Origin of the sequence: Flavobacterium sp. CHNK8, assembly GCF_019774515.1 — a bacterium.
Classification (GTDB): domain Bacteria; phylum Bacteroidota; class Bacteroidia; order Flavobacteriales; family Flavobacteriaceae; genus Flavobacterium; species Flavobacterium tiangeerense.
Genome location: NZ_CP081492.1, coordinates 968,286 through 988,330, shown reverse-complemented (window position 1 = coordinate 988,330; position 20,045 = coordinate 968,286). Strand labels below are relative to the sequence as shown.

General features: G+C 32.7%; 18 protein-coding genes and 1 tRNA gene. 12 read left to right on the top strand and 7 right to left on the bottom strand.

What is annotated here, in order from left to right; all coding sequences use genetic code 11:
- Positions 1-5 precede the first annotated feature (5 nt).
- A tRNA-Pro gene (locus K5V07_RS04295) sits at positions 6-80 on the bottom strand.
- Positions 81-486: 406 nt separating this feature from the next.
- Here K5V07_RS04295 and K5V07_RS04290 point away from each other — a divergent pair.
- From K5V07_RS04290 to K5V07_RS04265, 6 genes are all read left to right on the top strand, one after another.
- Positions 487-1,254: a ParA family protein gene (locus K5V07_RS04290; RefSeq protein ID WP_144893258.1), complete on the top strand. Its 768-nt coding sequence runs from the start codon at positions 487-489 to the stop codon at positions 1,252-1,254.
- A 4-nt stretch (positions 1,255-1,258) separates the two neighbouring features.
- Entirely contained in the window at positions 1,259-2,158 is a 900-nt protein-coding gene (locus K5V07_RS04285; protein WP_144893256.1) for a ParB/RepB/Spo0J family partition protein, read from the top strand.
- A 38-nt stretch (positions 2,159-2,196) separates the two neighbouring features.
- Positions 2,197-2,718: a DUF5683 domain-containing protein gene (locus K5V07_RS04280; RefSeq protein ID WP_221916527.1), complete on the top strand. Its 522-nt coding sequence runs from the start codon at positions 2,197-2,199 to the stop codon at positions 2,716-2,718.
- A 149-nt stretch (positions 2,719-2,867) separates the two neighbouring features.
- Complete coding sequence (gene dapB, locus K5V07_RS04275; RefSeq protein WP_221916526.1) at positions 2,868-3,569, top strand: 4-hydroxy-tetrahydrodipicolinate reductase; 702 nt, start codon at positions 2,868-2,870, stop codon at positions 3,567-3,569.
- A 60-nt stretch (positions 3,570-3,629) separates the two neighbouring features.
- Complete coding sequence (gene lepB, locus K5V07_RS04270) at positions 3,630-5,198, top strand: signal peptidase I (RefSeq protein WP_221916525.1); 1,569 nt, start codon at positions 3,630-3,632, stop codon at positions 5,196-5,198.
- A gap of 59 nt (positions 5,199-5,257) precedes the next feature.
- Positions 5,258-5,875: a WbqC family protein gene (locus K5V07_RS04265; protein ID WP_221916524.1), complete on the top strand. Its 618-nt coding sequence runs from the start codon at positions 5,258-5,260 to the stop codon at positions 5,873-5,875.
- Between the two features lie 50 nt (positions 5,876-5,925).
- Here K5V07_RS04265 and K5V07_RS04260 read toward each other — a convergent pair whose 3' ends face one another.
- From K5V07_RS04260 to K5V07_RS04235, 6 genes are all read right to left on the bottom strand, one after another.
- Positions 5,926-6,972: an endonuclease/exonuclease/phosphatase family protein gene (locus K5V07_RS04260; protein WP_221916523.1), complete on the bottom strand. Its 1,047-nt coding sequence runs from the start codon at positions 6,970-6,972 to the stop codon at positions 5,926-5,928.
- A gap of 45 nt (positions 6,973-7,017) precedes the next feature.
- The gene (locus K5V07_RS04255) at positions 7,018-7,887 is read right to left on the bottom strand and encodes a rhomboid family intramembrane serine protease (protein ID WP_221916522.1); all 870 of its coding nucleotides are present in this window, start codon (positions 7,885-7,887) and stop codon (positions 7,018-7,020) included.
- 48 nt (positions 7,888-7,935) lie between these two features.
- Positions 7,936-8,682 carry a rhomboid family intramembrane serine protease gene (locus tag K5V07_RS04250; protein WP_221916521.1) on the bottom strand — a complete coding sequence of 249 codons (747 nt, stop codon included), beginning with the start codon at positions 8,680-8,682 and terminating at the stop codon, positions 7,936-7,938.
- Positions 8,679-10,520, bottom strand: coding sequence for a DNA mismatch repair endonuclease MutL (mutL, locus tag K5V07_RS04245; protein ID WP_221916520.1), 1,842 nt, complete (start codon positions 10,518-10,520; stop codon positions 8,679-8,681). The genes K5V07_RS04250 and mutL overlap by 4 nt, the downstream gene beginning before the upstream one ends.
- Positions 10,521-10,682: 162 nt before the next feature.
- Positions 10,683-11,255 (bottom strand): 6,7-dimethyl-8-ribityllumazine synthase, encoded by a 573-nt coding sequence (gene ribH / locus K5V07_RS04240; RefSeq protein ID WP_221916519.1) that lies wholly within the window; start codon positions 11,253-11,255, stop codon positions 10,683-10,685.
- Between the two features lie 78 nt (positions 11,256-11,333).
- Positions 11,334-12,110, bottom strand: coding sequence for a tol-pal system YbgF family protein (locus tag K5V07_RS04235; RefSeq protein ID WP_221916518.1), 777 nt, complete (start codon positions 12,108-12,110; stop codon positions 11,334-11,336).
- 232 nt (positions 12,111-12,342) lie between these two features.
- On the opposite strand from K5V07_RS04235, the gene K5V07_RS04230 reads away from it, so the two are divergent.
- The 6 genes from K5V07_RS04230 to asnB all read left to right on the top strand — a co-directional run bounded on the left by K5V07_RS04230 (position 12,343) and on the right by asnB (position 20,008).
- Positions 12,343-13,422, top strand: coding sequence for a DNA replication/repair protein RecF (locus K5V07_RS04230; RefSeq protein ID WP_221916517.1), 1,080 nt, complete (start codon positions 12,343-12,345; stop codon positions 13,420-13,422).
- A 27-nt stretch (positions 13,423-13,449) separates the two neighbouring features.
- Positions 13,450-15,570 carry an ATP-binding protein gene (locus K5V07_RS04225; RefSeq protein WP_221916516.1) on the top strand — a complete coding sequence of 707 codons (2,121 nt, stop codon included), beginning with the start codon at positions 13,450-13,452 and terminating at the stop codon, positions 15,568-15,570.
- Positions 15,571-15,712: 142 nt separating this feature from the next.
- A complete protein-coding gene (locus K5V07_RS04220; RefSeq protein WP_221916515.1) occupies positions 15,713-16,414 on the top strand; it encodes a thioredoxin domain-containing protein in 702 nt (233 codons plus the stop codon).
- A 5-nt stretch (positions 16,415-16,419) separates the two neighbouring features.
- Complete coding sequence (locus tag K5V07_RS04215; RefSeq protein WP_182650217.1) at positions 16,420-17,091, top strand: DUF2461 domain-containing protein; 672 nt, start codon at positions 16,420-16,422, stop codon at positions 17,089-17,091.
- A 1-nt stretch (position 17,092) separates the two neighbouring features.
- Entirely contained in the window at positions 17,093-18,154 is a 1,062-nt protein-coding gene (locus K5V07_RS04210) for a glycosyltransferase family 4 protein (protein ID WP_221916514.1), read from the top strand.
- Positions 18,155-18,160: 6 nt separating this feature from the next.
- The gene (gene asnB, locus K5V07_RS04205) at positions 18,161-20,008 is read left to right on the top strand and encodes an asparagine synthase (glutamine-hydrolyzing) (RefSeq protein ID WP_221916513.1); all 1,848 of its coding nucleotides are present in this window, start codon (positions 18,161-18,163) and stop codon (positions 20,006-20,008) included.
- Positions 20,009-20,045 lie beyond the last annotated feature (37 nt).

The window sequence follows — 20,045 nt, the reverse complement described above, 5'->3', positions numbered from 1 at the left end:
CTTTGTCGGGGTGGCAGGATTCGAACCTGCGGCCTCCTGCTCCCAAAGCAGGCGCGATAACCGAGCTACGCTACACCCCGAAAGCGGGTGCAAATATACAACTCTTTTTGGCTTACGCAAATATTTTTGATAAATATGCAACTGCAATTATCTGTTGCCGATAAAACGAGTTTTACTTAATAGTGTTTTCTACCTTATACACAAGCCCTAGCCCAGATGGTAGCGAAAAGCGTTGCGCTAGGTGCATCTTGATTTTTTTGTCCTAAAAGAGTGACTAAAAGAAGCTCCTTTTAGGGCTGTAAAAAAGCATAGGCAACAGCAAGACCTTGTAGCGAACAGCTGGAATAGCTTTTAAATGAAAAAATTAAACTAAAAATTTAAACACAAGTAACATCATACAAATTATTGTTTGACGATTGTTAACAAAATAGATTTTCAAAAACCATAAATAATCGTATTTTTACGGTTCAAAATTTAGAAAAACAAATGGGCAAAATCATCGCGATTGCTAATCAAAAAGGAGGAGTTGGCAAAACTACAACATCAGTTAATCTTGCAGCTGCATTAGGTGTATTAGAAAAAAAGGTTCTACTTATTGATGCTGATCCTCAAGCTAATGCATCATCAGGACTTGGGATTGATGTTGAATCAGTAGAAATAGGAACGTATCAAATCTTAGAGCACAGCCATACTCCGCAAGAAGCAGTTATTAAATGCTCTGCTCCCAATGTTGACGTTATTCCATCTCACATTGACCTTGTTGCTATAGAAATAGAACTAGTTGATAAAGAAAATAGAGAATACATGCTTAAAAAAGCATTGGCTAGCGTAAAAGATGAATACGATTTCATTATCATTGACTGTGCACCATCATTAGGATTGTTAACTCTTAATGCTTTGACGGCATCAGACTCTGTTGTTATTCCTATTCAATGTGAATATTTTGCACTAGAAGGACTGGGGAAATTATTAAATACTATAAAAAGTATTCAAAAAATACACAACCCAGATTTAGATATTGAGGGGCTTTTGTTAACCATGTTTGATTCTCGTTTGCGTTTATCTAACCAAGTTGTTGAAGAAGTTCAAAAACATTTTAACGATATGGTTTTTGAAACCATCATTCAAAGAAATGTAAAATTGAGTGAAGCGCCTAGTTTTGGCGAAAGCATAATTAATTATGATGCAACAAGTAAAGGTGCTGTAAACTACCTTCACCTTGCACAAGAAATCATAAAGAAAAATAGTAAATAATTTTATGGCACAAGCAATTAAAAAACAAGCCTTAGGAAGAGGATTATCCGCGTTATTGAAAGATCCAGAAAACGATATCAAATCTGTTGATGATAAAAATGCCGATAAGGTTGTTGGGAATATTATTGAGCTTGAAATTGCTGCAATCGAAATAAATCCGTTTCAACCCCGAAGTAATTTTAATGAGGAATCATTAAGAGAACTGGCTACTTCTATAAAAGAACTGGGTGTTATACAGCCTATTACTGTACGTAAACTAGATTTTAATAAATTCCAGCTTATATCTGGAGAGCGTCGTCTTAGAGCTTCTACACTTGTAGGACTTACTACAGTTCCTGCTTACATTCGTATTGCAAACGATAATGAATCACTGGTTATGGCACTGGTTGAAAACATTCAACGTCATGACTTAGATCCTATAGAAATTGCCTTGTCTTACCAAAGATTGATAGATGAAATCCAACTTACACAAGAACAAATGAGTGACCGTGTGGGTAAAAAAAGATCTACTATTGCTAATTATTTACGCTTGTTGAAACTTGATCCTATCATTCAAACAGGAATTAGAGATGGATTCATAAGTATGGGTCATGGTAGAGCCATCATCAATATTGAAAACCAAGATATTCAAGCTGATATTTATCAAAAAATTGTTAGCCAAAATTTATCGGTACGTGATACCGAGGCATTAGTAAAAAATTATCAAGAAAGCCTAAAACCAAAACCTGAAGGAAAACCAAAAGCTACTTCGTTTGAGGTTGAGGATGCTCATAAAAATACCTTTACTAATTATTTTGGTACCAAAGTAGACGTGAAAGTAACAGGCGGCGGAAAAGGTAAAATAACCATTCCTTTTCACTCTGAAGAAGATTTTAAAAGAATCATTAAATTAATAAACGACTAGTGTTTAAATCATTTTTCATTATCTTCATTCTCATGTTAATGAATTTCAGCTCTGTTTTTGCACAAACCAAAAACAATACTGAACTCATAGCGAAGGATACCTTGAAAACGTCAAATATTGATCCACTTACACCTGCAAAAGCTGCTTTTTTCTCGGCAGTATTGCCTGGTTTAGGTCAAGCTTACAATAAAAAATACTGGAAAATTCCATTGGTGTACGGAGCCATGGGAACAAGCATATACTTTTATGTAGACAATAATAAAAAATACAGACAATTTAGAAATGCTTATAAAAGTCGTCTGGAAGGGATCGTAACCGAAGATTTAAAAAGATTTGACAATAATAGATTGATTGTTGCGCAAAAACTTTACCAACGTAATAGAGATTTATCTGCATTAGTAACACTTGCATTTTATGCCTTAAACATTATTGATGCCAATGTTGATGCGGCTTTATTGCAGTTTAATGTTGATGAAAACTTATCACTACGCCCCGCTATTTATCAAAATGATGTAACGTTCAAGACAAATGCAGGACTAACTATTAATTATACTTTTTAAAAGGGAGAATTGGTTTGATTTTAAATCAATAAAAAAATCAAGACTACTTGTGTTACAAATAATTAGTAATTGAATTAAACTAAGTTATTAGCGCAAGCAAAAAATAAAATTGTCAAAGTTCATTTGGCTTTAAATTATAAAATATTACAATGAAAATTGCATTACTAGGATACGGAAAAATGGGTCAAGTGATTGAAAAAATTGCTTTGGAACGAGGTCATGAAATCGTATTAAGAAAAGAGGAAACAAGTACTTTTGAAGGACTTTCAACTGCTGATGTAGCCATTGATTTTAGTGTACCGTCAGCTGCTGTTGAAAATATTTCGACTTGTTTTCACACCAATGTTCCTGTAATTTCAGGAACCACAGGATGGCTAGAACATTACAGTACAATTGAAGCACTTTGCCTTGAAACTAAAGGCGCCTTGATTTCTAGTTCTAATTTTAGTTTAGGAGTAAACATCTTTTTTGAGTTAAACGAATACCTAGCCAAAATGATGTCGAAATTTGACAGCTACCAAGTAAGCATGGAAGAAATTCACCATACCCAAAAACTAGACGCACCAAGTGGTACCGCTATTTCTTTAGCCAAAGGAATTATGGAGAATAGCTCATACACTAAATGGACTTTAGATAATCCTAATCAAGGTGAAATACACATTGATGCTAAAAGAATAGGAACCGTTCCAGGAACGCACACCGTACAATATAATTCTACAGTTGATAGCATCGAAATAAAACACACGGCACACAATAGAGATGGATTTGCACTTGGAGCAGTTATCGCAGCGGAATGGATTGTAGGAAAACAAGGGATTTTCTCTATGAAAGATGTATTAGATCTAAAATAAAAACAAACATTATTCTCTTTGTGAAATTGCATCACAATAATTAAACAAAATTAAAAGACTATGACAGTATATCAATGGTTTGTATTTTTCTTACTGGTACAAATAATTCACTTTTTAGGAACTTGGAAATTATATGAAAGTGCAGGACGAAAAAAATGGGAAGCAGCTATTCCTGTTTATAACGCAATCGTATTAATGAAAATAATAGGTAGACCTACATGGTGGACCGTTTTACTCTTTATCCCGATAATCAACTTAATCTTATTCCCAGTAATTTGGATTGAAACCCTGAGAAGTTTTGGTAAAAAATCTTCATTAGATACTTTCTTAGGGATAATCACATTAGGTTTTTACATCTATTATATTAATTATGCTCAAAAACTAGAATATATAGCTGATAGAAGTGTACTGCCTCAAAACAAAACAGCTGATACTATAAGCTCTATATTATTTGCTGTGGTAGTAGCAACATTAGTTCATACGTATGCAATCCAGCCTTATACTATTCCCACTCCGTCATTAGAAAAATCATTGTTAGTAGGTGATTTTCTTTTTGTAAGTAAAATGAACTATGGTGCAAGAGTACCTATGACCACAGTAGCATTACCTATGGTTCATGACTCTATACCATTAACACACAAAAAATCATACTTGTCATGGCCACAATTGCCATACTTGAGATTACCCGGGATACAAAATATCAAACGAACTGATATTGTAGTTTTTAACTGGCCAGTTGACACCGTTTATAAATTTTTTGATACATCAAAAAGAAGAGCCTACAAACCAATTGATAAAAAATCAAATTATGTAAAAAGATGCGTAGGTGTTCCTGGCGATAACCTATCTATTGTAAATGGTGACGTGTACATAGACGGTAAACTACTTCAGCTTCCTGAAAGAGCAAAACCGCAATTTTCATACAAAGTAGCGCTTGATGGAAAGACGCCAATTGATCTTGAATATCTTTTCAAAGAACTAGACATTACAGATAGAGCCTTTTTTACTAACGAAGCTAAGAGAGATACCATATACCTAAGTGCATTGACCGATGCTGGTGCACAAGTTTTAAAAAACACTCCAGGTATAACAGCGGTTATCAAACAAATTGCGACTGGAGTTGACCAAGCTAATTTTGGCAAAGGAGTTTTTCCTCACCTCAAAAAATGGAATAGTGACAATTACGGACCTATTTACATTCCGGAACAAGGAAAAACTGTTGCTTTAAATATTGAAAACCTACCTTTCTACAAAACGATTATTGACGATTACGAGAACAATCAGTTGCAAGTAAACGGCACAGAAATTCGTATCAATGGTAAAATTGCTAAAGAGTATACTTTTAAGCAAAATTATTACTGGATGATGGGAGATAACCGAAACAACTCTGAAGATAGTAGATACTGGGGATTTGTTCCAGAAAATCATATTGTAGGTAAACCAATATTTATATGGTTAAGTATAGATCCTAACGGTAAAGGAATTAATAAAATCCGTTGGGATAGAGTTTTCACAACCGTGAGTGGTGAAGGACAACCTCAATCTTATTTTCAACTATTCCTAATAGGACTTGTTGTATTTTTCATAGGAGATTACTTTTGGAAAAAAAGAAAAACAAACAAAGTTTAAATAAAAAAACTAGCGTTTAGTAGCACTAAAAACTCTAAACGCTAGTATATTACAACATCATGAATATTATCATACACCCCACCTATTTCCCATCCATAAGCCATTTTGTAGCCATTGTAAAAGCTGAATCAGTACTTTATGAGGTAGAAGATAATTTTCAAAAGCAAACCAACAGAAATAGAACGTACATTTATAGTCCAAATGGAATTCAACTTTTGAATATCCCTATAAAACATACTAAAATAAGCCATCAAAAAACAAAAGACATTCGAATAGAAAATGATTTTGATTGGCAAAAACAGCATTTCAAATCCTTAGAGGCAGCATATAGAAGCTCTCCTTTTTTTGAGTTTTTTGAAGATGATTTACAACCCGTTTTCGAAAAAAAGCATGATTTCCTGATGGATTTAAACTTTGAAGTGTTGGAATTATTATCCAAGTGTATGCGCATGAAAATGGATTATTCAAAAACAACAAGTTATTTACTGGAGACCAATCCAGAACTTATTTTAGATTACAGAACATTAGTAAACGGAAAAAAAGACCAATCGCAATTTGAACCTTATCAACAAGTTTTTGATGACAAACATGGCTTTTTGAATAATTTAAGCATTTTAGATTTACTATTCAATGAAGGTAAGTTTACTGTGGATTATTTGAGAAATCAGACATTATAATCTGTTACCACGAACATCCCAAAAAAAATTCGTTTAATACCAAACATAATCTATTCATAGGATAAACGTGCCATGATAGGGAAATGATCTGAATTTATAAAATTAGAAAAGTTTTCGAATTTTTTCACTTGCATTCTTTCATCAGCAAAAATATAGTCAATCCTTGCTGGATAATATCTAAACTTATAGGTTTCACCAAAACCCTGACCTGCCTCTTCAAAACTGTCTTTCATTTTCCCTTTTATACTCCTATACACATAAGAAAATGCACTATTATTCATATCACCACAAATGATTACTGGATAAGTACACTTTAACTTATGCTCTCGAAACTGCTCAGCTTGTTGCTGTTGTTGTTTAAATGCCTTACTGATTCGAATAAAAAGTTTTTGAGATTTATTCTGATTAATAGCATCTATATTTTCATCGATTTCATTTACGTCAGGAGAAATTTTAATAGATTGTAAATGCATGTTATATACCCTAATAATATCTTTTCCCTTCTTGATATCTGCGTAAATAACGTTATTACTGGATTTAGGAAATATAATATTGCCATGATCTATTATAGGAAACTTCGAAAAAATAGCTTGACCCGTTTTGATTTGGTTTCCTTCGGTAAAAATATAGCGGTGTGGATATACCTTTAAATCTATTCCAGCAGTTGATGAGAACTCTTGAATACACAATATATCAGGGTTTTTTTCATTTATAAAATTCAAAATATCACCAGGTACATCATCACGTTCGATCCATTTAAAAACATTTAAGAGTCTAACATTGTAACTCATGATGGTGAAATCTTGTTCTACTTTAGGCAATTCAACACTTGAAAATTTATAAAACTTATTGATAAAGGTAATCCCAATTAATAATACAATTCCAGAAACAATCAGTTGTTTTTTAAATTGTAAGGTCCAATACAAAAAAAACAAGGTGTTAAAAACAAAGAACAAAGGCATGAATAAAGTAAGAACTGATAATAACGGGAAAGATTTCGGGGCCAAGAAAGGTAAACTATAAGCAATAAAAGTCACGACTGTTAGGACTATATTGAGTAGAAACATACCTTTATTAAACCAAGAAAGATTTCTCATACTTACACTTTTAAATACTAGTTACAATATACAATTAAATTCAGATTATTTTCCTACTTTAAAAAGGAATTCTTTTTCGTTTTGAGATAAACTATCATAACCAGATTGGCTTATTTTATCCAATATTTGATCTATTTGCTGCTGATTATTATCTTTTACAACAATTTTAGAAACTGTTTTTGGTGCCAGTTTTTGATGCGATTTATACACTTTTTTAAAAGGAGTAGCGTTACTTTTTTGGAACAGATTTTGGAAAAAATTGACAATACCTGTGATTATCTTACTTAAATCAGTGCCATTTTCAAGTAATTTAATGAATAAAAAACCAAATAAAGCTCCTGCAAGATGTGAAATATGCCCACCCATATTACCGGAACGCAATTGCATTAAATCAATAAACAGAATAACAGCTGTTACGTGCCAAAGCTTTACAGTTCCAAATATCAACAAACGGAGCTCCAGCAATGGATTGTATGTTGCAACTGCAACCAAAATAGCCATTATAGCAGCAGATGCTCCAACAATAGGCGCATCAATTGCCAAGATATAAAAAACTAAAACATACACTATTCCAGCAAAAATAGCTCCCAAAACATACAACCCAAACAACTGCTTGCCTGTAAAATAAGTCATGAATAACCTACCTGCAAAATTCAGTACAATTAAATTAAAAAGAATATGCATGATTCCTGTATGGAAAAAAGCATAACTCAAAATAGTCCAAGGTTGGCTTATAAAAACAGTGGGGTTTGATGATAAGCTTACATATTGAAGGTAGTCAATAGTAATACCCATTAAAGATAAAAGGGAAAAAACTAAAAAAGGAATCACAAATAAAGCGATATTCCAAATAATAAGACGAATAACAATTCCTCCCATTTTGTATTGCAATTTCAAATCATCAATAACATTCATATACCAATTCTTTTATACCTATTAAAAATGTACTCGATCTGTATTGTATTAATTCCAGCGGTTTTTATTAAACTGGTTTTTTTTCCAATACCACATCATTAAAAAACCAAAGAGTGCTCCACCCACATGCGCAAAATGCGCTATTCCTCCGCCGCCAAAAATAGATTTACCTGAGATTCCCAAGTATAAATCTACAAGAACCAATCCGGGAACAAAATATTTAGCTTTAATAGGTACTGGAATAAACATAAGCGCCAGTTCAGCATTAGGAAACATAAACGCAAAAGCTACTATAATTCCGTAAATTGCTCCGGAAGCTCCCACAGCAGTCCCAGCATAAGCGCTAGTAAAATTAGAAAAATCAGAGGCGTTTATAAATTGCTGCCAACGAGTATCTATTTTACCTTCATTTAAAAGCTGTAAAATATCTTGCTTATTAAAGCCATTTGCTGTCAAGGTAGTAATAGCATCGTTAAAATAATAATAGTTTACACCCGTATGTAACAAAGCCGCCCCTAAACCACAAGAAATATAAAAAAACAAAAACTTTTTCCCGCCCCATATTTGCTCCAAAGCTGATCCAAAAGAATACAAAGCAAACATATTGAAAAAAATGTGCATTACACCTCCGTGCATAAACATATGAGATAGCAGTTGCCAATACTGGAAATTAGGATTCTCCGGAAAAAATAAAGCCAAGACTTTATAAACTACATCTCCTAAAAGGTATGTCCCTATAAAAAATAGAATGTTAACAATAATTAATTGCTTAACAACTTCGGTTACGTTTCTCATACTGCAAATCTTTTATCTAAATCTTCCACACGCATGGTGATGAAAGTGGGTTTATGAAATGGCGACACATTAGGATCTTTGCACGCAAAAAGTCCATTAACTAAATTTTCCTGCTCTTTCTCTGTAAGATGCGTTCCTGTTTTTACGGCTAAACTTTTAGCCATTGACTTGGCAATTGTATCGTTTTGACTAAAACTACTCTCAGGAATTCCATCTTGAAGATCACTTATTAATTGCTCTAACACTATAGAAACTTCACTCTCGGTGATGTTTACGGGTATTCCAGAAATTACAATATGATCTGTATTGTTATCTTCAAAAACAAAACCGGTGTTTTTTAACGCTTGTTGCAACTCAGTGATAATTTCCATTTCGCTAGACGAATAAAACAAATTTAAAGGAAACAATAGTTGCTGACTTGAAGCTTGTTGTACCGTCATATTTACCAAAAACTGCTCATACAAAACGCGTTGGTGTGCACGCTGTTGATCAACAATTACCATTCCAGATTTGATGGAAGATACAATGTACTTTTTATGAATTTGATAGGTTTTGTGCACCGCATGCTCCACTTCTTCATCGTTAAAAAGTGACGATGTCACTTCCTCATTTTCAAAAGTTACTTGCTCTACATCAAAAACATCCTGTTTTAAACCGACATATAAACTGTCCCATTTTGAGGTGCTTTCTGGTTTTTTATAACTAGAAAATTGTTTGCTAGGAGTTTCGTTAGAAAACGGATTAAAAGTGCCGTCGACTTGAATTGATGGAACTTCGCCAGATAAATCTTTGTAATGATAAGGCGTATCTAAATTTGAATCTCTATCAAAATCCAAAACTGGAGCTACATTAAATTGTCCTAAACTGTGTTTTATAGAAGCACGAAGAATAGCGTATAAAGCATGCTCATCATCAAATTTAATTTCAGTTTTAGTAGGATGAATGTTAATATCAATTGTGTTTGGCGGTACGGAAAGATATAAAAAATAACTCGGTTGAGCTCCGTCTCTCAAGATTCCGTCATAGGCAGCCATAACTGCATGATGTAAGTATCCGCTTTTTATAAAACGATCATTAACAAAGAAAAACTGCTCGCCCCTACTCTTTTTTGCAAATTCAGGCTTACTTACAAATCCTTGAATAGTAACAATATCTGTTTCTTCTTGAACGGGAACCAATTTTTCATTTGTTTTCCCCGAAAATATAGACACAATACGTTGTCTTAAAGTAGCTGGAGGCAAATTAAACATTTCGCTTCCGTTGTGGTAAAATGTAAATTGAATGTTAGGGTGAGCCAATGCTACTCGTTGAAATTCATCAACGATATGGCGGTATTCCACAGTATCTGATTTCAAAAAATTTCTCCTAGCCGGAATATTAAAAAACAAGTTTTTGATTGCAAATGAAGTTCCTTGTGGCAAAACAGCAAGCTCTTGTGCTACAAACTTACTTCCTTCAATAATAATGTGGTGTCCTAACTCATCTTGTTCTTGACGTGTTTTCATTTCAACATGAGCAATAGCAGCAATAGATGCTAATGCTTCACCTCTAAAACCTTTGGTAAATAAGGAGAATAAATCTTCGGCTTGACGTATTTTTGAAGTAGCATGACGTTCAAAACACAAGCGCGCATCAGTTACATTCATTCCTAAACCGTTATCAATCACTTGTACAAGTGCTTTACCAGCATCTTTAATGATTAACTTGATATCTGTAGCCCGTGCATCTACTGCATTTTCCAAAAGTTCTTTTACTACTGATGCAGGACGTTGAACAACCTCTCCCGCTGCAATTTGATTTGCAACATGATCAGGCAGCAATTGTATAATACTCGACATTAAAAAAAATTAGATTTAAAAAATGGTTTTTGGTTCAAACCAAGATGTACAAATTTAGTGATTTTACAAAGGTAATACAGCAAAAACACTCATAAATTAAACTAAAAAAACCTATACAATTATTAAAGTATAGGCTTTTTTTTTGAAAACATTATTGCTTCTTTATTCTGTTAATCCTAGTGGTACATTTTCTATTTGTAAAGTACCTGATGACAACAATTGTTGGTGATTAAAAGTACTATTTAATGATGCTTGCTGACGAATGTATGCCATTTTGATAGCAGCAATAGCAGCTTCTGTGCCTTTGTTTCCGTGAATACCACCGCTTCTATCAATAGATTGTTGCATGGTATTATCCGTAAGCACACAAAATATCACAGGAATATCAGTTTGAATATTTAAGTCTTTGATTCCTTGAGTAACCCCTTCGCAAACAAAATCAAAATGCTTGGTTTGCCCTTGAATAACACATCCTATTGCAATTACTGCATCCACATTTTGTGTTTGTAACATTTTTTTTGAACCATAAATGAGTTCAAAACTTCCTGGAACATTCCATCTAATGATACTAGTCTCTGGAACCTCATTTTCAAGTAAAGCAGTGTAAGCTCCATTGAATAATCCCTCAGTTATGTTCTCATTCCATTCTGCGACAACAATTCCAAAACGAAAATTTTTCGCATCTGGTATCGCGTTTTTGTCGTATTCAGATAAATTTTTATTCTCGGTAGCCATCTTATTTTAGATTTCAGTATTAAGTTGCAATATACAGTTTCTCAAAACGGTATCCTGCAACCTGTGTACTTTTTATTTTTATTGAGACAGACCAATTAAAACATCAACAGATGCAGCCTCTGGAGATGATTCGTAATTTTCTTTGATATCTGTAAAATATTTCAGTGCATCAGCTTTATTACCTAATGAAAGTGCTACTTTACCAGCTTTTAATAAAAAACGAGGAGTTGTAAAATCGTTTTTGTTAGTTCCAGCTGCGTTGATGTAATTTTCAAGAGCCTCTTTTGGTTGGTTTTTTTGAGCATAAGCATCACCAATAGCACCTTTTGCAAGAGCGCTTAACATGATATCCTCTGATTTGAATTTTGATAAATAATCAATTGCTTCAGTGTATTTCCCAGTATTTAAATAAGCAATACCTGCATAGTAATTAGCTAGATTTCCAGCATCAGTACCAGAATATTCGTCAGCAATTTTTAGGAAACCAAATTTCCCTTCAGATCCGTTTAAAGACAATTTATATAACGAGTCACTTGAAACTCCATCTGTAGCTTTTTGAAAATTTTGTTGCGCCACAAACATTTCATTGGCAGCTTCTTCTTGCGCAGGAGCAGCAATAAAACGTTGGTATGCTAAATAACTAAGCGTTGCAAGTGCAGCGGCAGCAACTAGTCCTATAATAACTTTTTGATTTTTAGCAACAAAGTCTTCAGTTCTTGATGCGGTTTCATCTAATTTAGAAAATACTTCGGCAGTGGTACTGTCTTTTTCATCAATAACTACTGCTTCTACCGCTTCTTCTTTTACTTCTTTTTCTTTTGGTGCTTTATATCCTCTTTTATTATAAGTTGCCATTTAAATTTAATTTAGTGAATCGCAAAAATAAAATTTTTATTCAAACCCACATAAAAAAAAGGATTTAATATTAAAAAAAAATAAAGTTGTAATGGTACGCTTCACTTTTGATAAAATATTTCAAAATTGAAAAACTACAAAAGCGGGTTATGTGGATATTTTTCAATAATTTGCACCCTTATAAAAAACTCCTTTCCAAAAACCTTGATCGCCTTTGTAGCAAGACTTTCTCATGTATTTAAAAAAAATTTCGCTCTTCAATTATAAAAATTTCTCAGAGGCCAGCTTTGATTTTGACCATAAAATAAATTGTTTTGTAGGTAAAAACGGCATTGGCAAAACCAATGTTCTGGATGCAATTTATCATTTGTCGTATGGCAAAAGTTATTTTAACCCACTAGCGGTTCAAAATATCAAACACGGTGAGGAATTTTTTGTCATTGATGCTGAATTTGAAAAAAATGAAAGAACGGAGCAGATAGTTTGTAGCCTAAAAAAAGGGCAAAAAAAAATCCTTAAACGCAACGGTAAGAATTACGATAAATTTTCAGACCACATCGGTTTTATACCACTTGTTATCATTTCGCCAGCGGATAGAGATTTGATTGTTGAAGGAAGTGAAACTAGAAGAAAGTTTATGGATAGTGTCATATCTCAACTGGATGCGCACTACCTTCAGGAATTAATACATTATAATAAGGTAATAAGCCAACGCAATGCTTTGCTTAAATATTTTGCTCTCAATCATGTCTACGATGCAGATACCCTTTCTATATATAATGAACAATTGACTGGATTAGGGAATTCGATTTTTGAAAAACGAAAAGATTTTGTAGCTCAATTTCTACCTATTTTTATTGCTCATCACAAAGCAATTACTGGATCAGAGGAAACCGTTAAGTTACTCTATGAAAGTCACTTATCCCAAAAAGGTTTTTTATCCTTGCTAGAAGAAAACATTACAAAAGACCGAGCACTACAATATACTAGTGTGGGCATCCATAAAGACGATTTAGTTTTTCAAATTGACGAGCATCCCATTAAAAAATTTGGTTCACAAGGACAGCAAAAATCATTTTTGATTGCCCTAAAACTGGCTCAATTTGAATTTTTAAAAAAACAAAGTGGTGTGAAACCCATTTTACTTTTTGATGATATTTTTGACAAACTTGATGAAAGTAGAGTTAGTAAAATTATCGAAATGGTAAATAGTGCTACTTTTGGACAATTATTCATAACAGACACACATTCAGACCGTACAGAGGCCATTGTAAAGTCTACGCATCAGTCTTATAAAATTTTTAATCTATAAACTTATTACGAACCAAAATCAAACGAAATGATTCCTATTAAAAATAGAAAAATAGTCCACATATTTCTTTTTATTTCTATCATTGCTTTGCAAATTGTAGCATTTAATTTTTGGTATTCTGAAACAAAAATTCAAAATAATATTTACAACTCAATTGATGCTCTTGCAAAGCCCAATGAAGCTTTGACCTTGTCTAATGAAGCTATAAAAAGTTATTTTGAAGCTAATAATACCTTCAATGAATATTTAAATACCAATTCAACGGAACGGTATATAAAATATCAAGAAGCGATAAAAAAGATGATTAATGATCTTGAAAAGCTAAGCAACTTGACTCAAAAAAATGTTGCTTTCAAAACCATCATTAAATCAAAATTAGGATTAGAAAGTGATATGGGCAAACTGAGTAATGAGTTTGACGCCATCATGAATTCAAATCTTAATAAAACATCTCCAAATGATTTAAACTTCAAATTAAAATCATACAATTATGAAAAAGTTCTAAGTTCAATCAGTTACGATACTACAAAAACAGCCGTTGTAACAAAAAAGAAAGGTTTTTTTGGCAGACTTGGAAATGCTATTGCTGGTAAAAATGATGTTGACAAAGAGGAAGTGAAATCTGTGATAAAAATGGTTTTTAATAACCAAGAAAAAGCAGGTTCCTTTGAAGAGCAATTGAAAAATATTTTTCAGGTTACTGAGAATTATTACAAAAACGAAGTGTCTAAATTGCAAAAAGTTCATTTTGCACTCAAAGAAAAAGACAACGAACTCATTAAAATTAATAAAAACATATTAACAAAAAGTCAAGAAATCGTCTTGATTTATTCTAGTTCAGCTCAAGAGTTGAATAAAATAGAATACTTGCAGAACATAAAGGAATACAATTCTAAACTAGTTGAAAAGAAACAATTTATTTTTAACTTATTAATTGCCATAAGCATCATCACTTTTCTACTGCTATTGTACACCATCTACTCTTTCATACTTGAAAAGAATTTGAACATCCTAAGACAAAATGCCGAAATTAATCTAGACAAAAAGAATCAACTAATTGGAATGATTAGCCATGAAATGAGAGCACCATTGAATATTATTTCAAACTTTTCTAGAAAAATTAAAAATTCAAACACAGACCCTTCATTAAACTCACCAATTGACTCCTTGTATTTTACTGCTAACTCCTTGCAAATAACAGTAAGTCAAATTTTGGATTTTTTTAAAAATGAAAACAATACATTACTCCTGTATAATACCAAGATGAACTTAAAAACAGAGGTCAGTGCTATTTTAGAATCTTTAAAAGCGCTGGCTGAATTGAAGCAACTCGAAATTAAATATTCCATTCCTACAGAGCTAGACGAAAGTGTTTGGGCAGATAATGTTAAAATTCACCAGTTGTTTTACAATATTATAGGTAATGCAATAAAGTTTACCAAAAAAGGTTCTATTACAGTAGTTACAGCCCTCCAAAAAATAGGTGAAAATTATAGATTTGATGTAAAAATTACCGACACAGGAGCTGGAATTCCCGCTGAAGAAGTAGATAAAATTTTTGATAAGTTTTACCAAAGTAAAGCCCATCAAGAGCAAATAAGTTTTGGAGCAGGTCTTGGACTCACACTTTGCAAAAATATTATTTCCCTCTTTAAGGGAGAAATATCAGTAAAAAGCGAACTAAATATTGGAACTGAAATTTCGTTCTTCCTGATGCTAGAACCATCAAATGAGGAGCAAGAAACTAGCGAAACAAAACTATTAAACCAATTTAAAGACAAAACTACAGAAGTTGTTGTAGTTGATGATGACCCAATGACATTGCTGCTTTTGAAAAAGTTAATAGAAAAAATACACTTTAAAGCTACCACTTTTCAAGATGTAGAGTCGGCAAAAACGTATTTAAAAACAAATGAAGCTGACTTAATTCTTACCGATTTACAAATAAGTGAATATTCTGGATTTGATTTTGTAGAAGACATCAAAAAAATACCTAATAAAAATGCCGAAGTACCAATCCTAGTGATTACAGGTGACTCCTATATGAATACTGAAAACCTGAAAGAGCTTCAAATAGATGACATTTTGATAAAACCAATAAACAAGGAAGAACTATTTTTTAAAATTCATACACTTTTAAATAAGTAATACAATTCTTTTATGAATCATTAAATCATGTCCTATTCATTTTAAAAATCTGGTGCATGGTAAACTATAAAATATAGCTACGAAAGCCCAAAAACCAATAGAAATTAAGTATTTTTGAAGAACACAAATTACCCCAAATAAAATGAATCTATTTAAAACCCTAGTAATTCTGGCATGTACCACATTAATTACCTCTTGCAACGGACAAGAAGCTATTAAAACAAAAACCATTGAAGCTCAAATTTTTAGTGAGAAAATAATACAAACGCCAAATGCTCAAATTATAGATGTACGCACACCCGAAGAGTTTTCATCTTATCATTTAGATAATGCCATCAACATTGACTGGCTTGGCACCAGTTTTGAAAAAGAAGTAGCCAACTTAGACCCTAAAAAACCTGTTTTTATTTATTGCAAATCTGGAGGTCGAAGTCAAAGTGCTCATGAAAAACTAAATGAGTTAGGATTTACAACAGTCTACGAAATGAAAGGTGGGATCTTAAAATGGGAAGCCGCTGGACTTGCAAAAACAAGTAATAAAGCGATAGGCATGACTAGAGATGAGTACAACAAAATCACCAAAAGTGATAAAAAAGTACTCATAAATTTCTATGCTGAGTGGTGCGCTCCATGTAAAAAAATGGAGCCATATATTAAAACTATGCAAACTGAACTTGCTAATAACGTTACCATAATTAGGCTGGACGCGGATAAAAACAAAACACTAATGAGTGAATTGAAAATTAGTGAGCTCCCTACTTTATTGTTATATGAAGGAACCAAAATAAAATGGCAACAATCAGGCTACATAACGGAAGTTGATCTAAAAAAACAAATACAATAACGTATATGCTCACAAAAGAATCACTTCAATTTCTAGAAGATTTAAAGGCCAATAATAACAGAGATTGGTTTTTGGATCAAAAAAAACGATACGAAGCTTTTAAGACAGATTATAAAAGATTTGTTGCTGACTTGCTAGACACTCTAAAACCATTAGACCCAAGTCTAGAACTACTTGAAGTTAAAAATTGCACTTTTAGAATCAATAGAGACATTCGTTTTTCTAAAGACAAAACACCTTATAAATCCCATTTAGGCATCTGGATTTCATCTGGTGCCAAAGGTCATAATAGATCCGGTTATTACATTCATCTAGAAAAAAGCGGTAGCTTTATAGCAGGAGGCTTGTACTGCCCAGAGGCTGAAGATGTCAAAAAAATACGAAGAGAAATTGCATTTTTTCATGAAGATTTAGAAGCCATACTGGCCGAGAAAAAATTCAAAAAAGAATTTGGTGACCTTGACAGGAATGAAAAAGACCTGTTAAAAAATCCGCCACGTGGATATGATAAAGACCATCCTGCAATTGATTTATTAAAACTCAAAAGTTTTGAATCATCACATAAAATTGATTATGATGACGCTGCAAAAGAGAACTTTACCGAAACCATTTGTCAAAAATTAATTCTTTTGAAACCGCTAAATGATTTTATCAATCGTGCCTTAACGACCGAATAAAATGAAAAAGCGAAAGATCCTTTTTTTAGGTGAAACCTACCGCGCAGATGCTATCACTTGGATTAGAGGTCTACAAGAATTTGGCGACTTTGAAATCATTACTTGGGAATTAAAAAAACCTAGTAACAATATAAAAAACAGACTACTAAGACTTTTAGAATACACTTGTGCACTACCACAGGTAAAAAAAATTATTCGTCTTGAAAAACCAGATATGATTATTGCTGAAAGAACTACTAGCTATGGTTTTTTGGCTGTTTTATGCGGGATTAAACCCGTAGCAATTGCGCAACAAGGTTACACTGATTTATGGCCAAAAAATTCCATCTTGTACCCTATAAAAAAAAGAATGCAAAAATACGCGTTTAAACATGCAACTTTAATCCATGCTTGGGGTCCTGTGATGTCACAATCCATGCAAAAAGCAAATATTGACATGCAAAAAGTTTTGGTTTTACCAAAGGGTATTGATCTCGAAAAGTTCAATTGTCCACAAAAAACCTTTTCTGGCAAAATAAATGCTATTGTCACCCGTTCCTTATGTCCTGAGTATGGGCATGATGTCATTTTGAAAGCTTTTGGAATCTTACATAAAAAAGAAATAGATTTTGAATTGACATTTGTAGGTGACGGCAAAGAGCTTTTAAATTTAAAAAAACTAGCTCAAAATTTAAATATAGCTCCTAAAGTACATTTTACTGGAAGGATTTTAAATACTCAGTTACCTAACTACCTTAAAAAAGCGAATCTGTATATTAGCATGCCTGTTACAGAAGGAGTTTCAGCATCACTTTTTGAAGCAATGGCCACACGTTGCTATCCTATTGTAAGTGATATTCCTGGAAATAAAAGTTATATTGAAAATAAAGAAAATGGACAACTAGTACCTGTGGGGGATTATAAAAAGCTTGCTCAAGAAATTCTATGGACCATCAACAACACAAATAGCATTAAAAACGCTACCGAAATTAATTACAATTTTTGCTCTCAAAAAGCTAATTACAAAATAAATATGAAGGAAATTGCCAATAAATACCATACTCTAATAAACGCCAAGAAATAACTCATTATGTGTGGAATTAATGGAATCTTTCATTTACAAAATCAAAAAAAGGTAGATGAACGTCTCTTACTTAAAATGAGAGACTCACTAGAACATAGAGGACCTGATGACAAAGGAATTTTTATTGATAAAAATATCGGATTAGGACATAGAAGATTATCCATTATAGATTTAACTATCGCAGGACACCAACCCTACATCTCCGAAGACGGAAGATACATAATGGTTTATAACGGCGAAATTTATAATTACAAATCCTTTTATAGCGAATTAAAAAACAATGGGCTTATTATAAAAAACACATCAGACACAGAGGTGTTAATGAAACTATTTCAGTTGCATGGCTTGAAAATGCTGAATAAACTCAATGGTATATTTGCCTTCGCTATTTGGGATAAATTAGAAAAAAAATTGACACTTGCACGAGACAGGATAGGCGTAAAACCGCTATACTATTCGTTTCATAATGAATCATTATATTTTGCATCAGAACAAAAAGCATTGTTTACTGCTGGTGTACCACTTAAAATTGCTTCGGACGGATTAGAGGAATATATATTCAATCGTTTTGTAGCGGGTGAAAATACCTTATACCAGAATGTGAACAAAGTTTTACCAGGTCACTCCTTAACTATACATCAAAACGGTAAGAAAGAGATTTTAAAATGGTGGGACTTGAAGACAGAAATTCAGAATCAAGACCAAATTAAAAAACCTATAGAATGGTTTCAAGAAACATTTAACGATTCTATAAATTTAAGAATGGTGAGTGATGTACCCGTAGGTGTATTATTAAGTGGAGGTCTAGACTCATCATCCATTTTAGCTTCTTTACACGATCAAAAATATCAAAAAATACAAACCTTTAATATGGGTTTTGAAGAAGCAGAGCATAACGAGTCCCATCTAGCCAAAAGTTTAGCCTCAAAGTTTGATTATGAATTTCACACGATGAAATTAAAAGATGAAAATCTATATGAAAACCTTATTAAAGCTACATATTACCAAGATGAGCCCAATGTACATTTGAGTGAACCTCATATTTTAGCGCTGTCTAAAATGGCAAAACCCAAGGTAAAAGTACTTTTATCTGGTGAAGGAGCAGATGAACTAATGGGAGGTTACGTACGCTATAAAACTTTAAAATATCCATCCTTGTTAAATGCAATATCAATGATTAGCAATTTTGAGCTTTTTAATAACAAACCAAGACTGGAAAAACTCGGTCGATATTCTCAAATTAATACAAATTCAGATTTAGTTATTTTCAATGGATCAAATATATATCCAAATGACATTGCAAAAAATTTCGGCATAAAAAATCCTCCAATAAATGAATATCGAATGAAAATATTTGAGGAAGCAAAATCAATTTACCCTAATAATCTCCGAAGACAGGCACTCTATTTTGACCAGCATACTTATTTGTGCTCTCTATTGGATCGAAATGACCGCTGTACAATGGGCGAATCAATTGAATGTAGAGAACCTTTTTTAGATCCTAGACTCATCATTGGATTAGGTTCATTAGAGGATAAATGGTTGTTTTCAGGAAAAAAATGGAAATTCATTTTAAAAAAATCTATGGAAAAAAAATTACCACAAGAAATACTAAACTTTAAAAAAGTAGGTTTAAGTGCACCTTGGGGTAAATACATGGCTAGCAGTGATGCTTTTAAGGAAGAAATAGAACTTTTTTCTAAAAGTGACCTCTTTCAAATGCCTTATTTTAATCACATCAATATTCAAAAATTGATTACTAATTTACAAAAAGGAGATATGAGAATAACTCCATATGTTATGCCGCTTTTTATGATGCATATCTGGATGAGAACATACACATCTAAATTTTAATACTTACTTTTGACATTCGTTACAATATTTGAAAAAA